Origin of the sequence: Rhizobium sp. CSW-27, from assembly GCF_018760785.1 — a bacterium.
Classification (GTDB): domain Bacteria; phylum Pseudomonadota; class Alphaproteobacteria; order Rhizobiales; family Rhizobiaceae; genus Neorhizobium.
Map to the genome: position 1 here is coordinate 2,501 of NZ_JAHHZO010000037.1, position 3,465 is coordinate 5,965.

The 3,465-nt window shown below is 54.0% G+C and carries 1 tRNA gene and 2 rRNA genes (1 of these 3 running past the window's edge); all 3 read left to right on the forward strand.

Going from position 1 to position 3,465, the window contains the following annotated elements:
* Positions 1–2,824: ribosomal RNA gene (locus KLP42_RS26235) — 23S ribosomal RNA — on the forward strand; it begins 60 nt to the left of the window's first position.
* Positions 2,825–3,053: 229 nt separating this feature from the next.
* Positions 3,054–3,168, forward strand: a 5S ribosomal RNA gene (gene rrf / locus KLP42_RS26240).
* A gap of 220 nt (positions 3,169–3,388) precedes the next feature.
* Positions 3,389–3,465 (forward strand) — tRNA-Met (locus KLP42_RS26245).

Consider the following 3,465-nt stretch of genomic DNA (forward strand, 5'->3'; position numbering starts at 1 on the left):
GATACGCTGCGATAAGCCGTGGGGAGCTGCGAATGAGCTTTGATCCATGGATCTCCGAATGGGGCAACCCACCTTAAGATACTTGGGAAATCAGGCGTGCCGTTGGCACGTGCGAATAGCGAATGGTGAGTAGCGAATAGTTGGTCAAAAGCCCTGTTCGCTATTGGCTGACAACTATTCGCCGCGTCGAAGACGCGCTTGGTTTCCAAGTATCGCAAATAAGGTATCTAACCTTGAATACATAGGGGTTAGAAGCGAACGCAGGGAACTGAAACATCTAAGTACCTGCAGGAAAGGACATCAACCGAGACTCCGCAAGTAGTGGCGAGCGAACGCGGACCAGGCCAGTGGCAATGTGAGCTGAAGTGGAACGATCTGGAAAGTTCGGCCGTAGCGGGTGATAGCCCCGTACACGTAAAATGCGCATTGTCCTTGAGTAGGGCGGGACACGTGAAATCCTGTCTGAACATGGGGCGACCACGCTCCAAGCCTAAGTACTCGTGCATGACCGATAGCGAACAAGTACCGTGAGGGAAAGGTGAAAAGCACCCCGACGAGGGGAGTGAAATAGAACCTGAAACCGGATGCCTACAAGCAGTCGGAGGGCGAGAGCCTGACGGCGTACCTTTTGTATAATGGGTCAACGACTTAGTGTGTCGAGCAAGCTTAAGCCGGTAGGTGTAGGCGCAGCGAAAGCGAGTCTGAACAGGGCGTTCAGTTCGACGCATTAGACCCGAAACCGAGTGATCTAGCCATGAGCAGGCTGAAGGTTGGGTAACACCAACTGGAGGGCCGAACCCGCATCTGTTGCAATAGATTGGGATGACTTGTGGCTAGGGGTGAAAGGCCAATCAAACTCGGAGATAGCTGGTTCTCCGCGAAATCTATTTAGGTAGAGCGTCGACCGAATACCCCAGGGGGTAGAGCACTGGATGGGCTATGGGGACTCACCGTCTTACTGATCCTAACCAAACTCCGAATACCTGGGAGTACTAGTCGGCAGACACACGGCGGGTGCTAACGTCCGTCGTGAAAAGGGCAACAACCCTGACCTCCAGCTAAGGTCCCCAAGTCATGGCTAAGTGGGAAAGGATGTGAGGATCCCAAAACAACCAGGATGTTGGCTTAGAAGCAGCCATCATTTAAAGAAAGCGTAACAGCTCACTGGTCTAAATAAGGGTCTTTGCGCCGAAAATGTAACGGGGCTAAAGCCATGCACCGAAGCTGAGGATTCCTCGCAAGAGGAGTGGTAGCGGAGCGTTCCGTAGGCCTGTGAAGGAGGACCCGTGAGGGCCTCTGGAGGTATCGGAAGTGCGAATGTTGACATGAGTAACGATAAAGGGGGTGAGAGACCCCCTCGCCGAAAGACCAAGGGTTCCTGCTTAAAGTTAATCTGAGCAGGGTTAGCCGGCCCCTAAGACGAGGCGGACACGCGTAGTCGATGGGAACCACGTTAATATTCGTGGGCCTGGTGGTAGTGACGGATCGGGAAAACTGTTCATCCTTATTGGATTGGGTGGGCAGTGAGCCGGTTCCAGGAAATAGCTCCACCGTATAGACCGTACCCGAAACCGACACAGGTGGTCAGGTAGAGTATACCAAGGCGCTTGAGAGAACTATGTTGAAGGAACTCGGCAAATTGCACGCGTAACTTCGGAAGAAGCGTGACCTCCAGATACGCAAGTGTTTGGAGGTGGCACAGACCAGGGGGTAGCGACTGTTTATCAAAAACACAGGGCTCTGCGAAGTCTGTAAGACGACGTATAGGGTCTGACGCCTGCCCGGTGCTGGAAGGTTAAGAGGAGAGGTGCAAGCTTTGAATCGAAGCCCCAGTAAACGGCGGCCGTAACTATAACGGTCCTAAGGTAGCGAAATTCCTTGTCGGGTAAGTTCCGACCTGCACGAATGGCGTAACGACTTCCCCGCTGTCTCCAACATAGACTCAGTGAAATTGAATTCCCCGTGAAGATGCGGGGTTCCTGCGGTCAGACGGAAAGACCCCGTGCACCTTTACTATAGCTTTACACTGGCATTCGTGTCGGCATGTGTAGGATAGGTGGTAGGCTTTGAAGCGCGGACGCCAGTTTGCGTGGAGCCATCCTTGAAATACCACCCTTATCGTCATGGATGTCTAACCGCGGTCCGTCATCCGGATCCGGGACAGTGTATGGTGGGTAGTTTGACTGGGGCGGTCGCCTCCGAAAGAGTAACGGAGGCGCGCGATGGTGGGCTCAGAGCGGTCGGAAATCGCTCGTCGAGTGCAATGGCATAAGCCCGCCTGACTGCGAGACTGACAAGTCGAGCAGAGACGAAAGTCGGTCATAGTGATCCGGTGGTCCCGCGTGGAAGGGCCATCGCTCAACGGATAAAAGGTACGCCGGGGATAACAGGCTGATGACCCCCAAGAGTCCATATCGACGGGGTTGTTTGGCACCTCGATGTCGGCTCATCGCATCCTGGGGCTGGAGCAGGTCCCAAGGGTTTGGCTGTTCGCCAATTAAAGCGGTACGTGAGCTGGGTTCAGAACGTCGTGAGACAGTTCGGTCCCTATCTGCCGTGGGTGTAGGAATATTGACAGGATCTGTCCCTAGTACGAGAGGACCGGGATGGACATATCTCTGGTGGACCTGTTGTCGCGCCAGCGGCATAGCAGGGTAGCTATATATGGAAGGGATAACCGCTGAAGGCATCTAAGCGGGAAACCCACCTGAAAACGAGTGTTCCCTATCAGGGCCGTGGAAGACGACCACGTTGATAGGAGGCGTGTGGACGTGCAGCAATGCATGAAGCTTAGCCTTACTAATAGCCCGATCGACTTCATCGTTCCCATTGACTATGCTCATCACAGATGAGCGAATAGCGAATAGGATGTAGCGAATTGACATCGCAACATCCTGAAACGCTCTTCAAGCCAAAGACGTGTTCAAATCCAGCGATAACAGAGATGAAAAAGCGAAACCTATTCGCTATTCGCTACTCCCTATTCGCTCAAAATCCAGCTTCTCAACAATCTCCGGCGCCAAAACCGCGCCGGATACATTGCCCTTAGCTGACCTGGTGGTCATGGCGGGGCGGCCGCACCCGTTCCCATTCCGAACACGGCCGTGAAACGCCCCTGCGCCAATGGTACTTCGTCTCAAGACGCGGGAGAGTAGGTCGCTGCCAGGTCTGCTAAAGGCAATACAAAATCTTCTCAAAACAATGAAATCGACCCAACACACACATCAATGGGTCGCTTCACGCGGCAAAAACAAACGCCGATCAAAATAACGCGGGGTGGAGCAGCCCGTTCGACCTAAGATCGATCCACTGGATCGATCTCTTGACGGTCTCACCTCATCAGGCTACGCCTGACATCGCTCCCGGGCACTAACCCGGTCGAAAATAACGCGGGGTGGAGCAGCCCGGTAGCTCGTCAGGCTCATAACCTGAAGGCCGCAGGTTCAAATCCTGCCCCCGCAACCA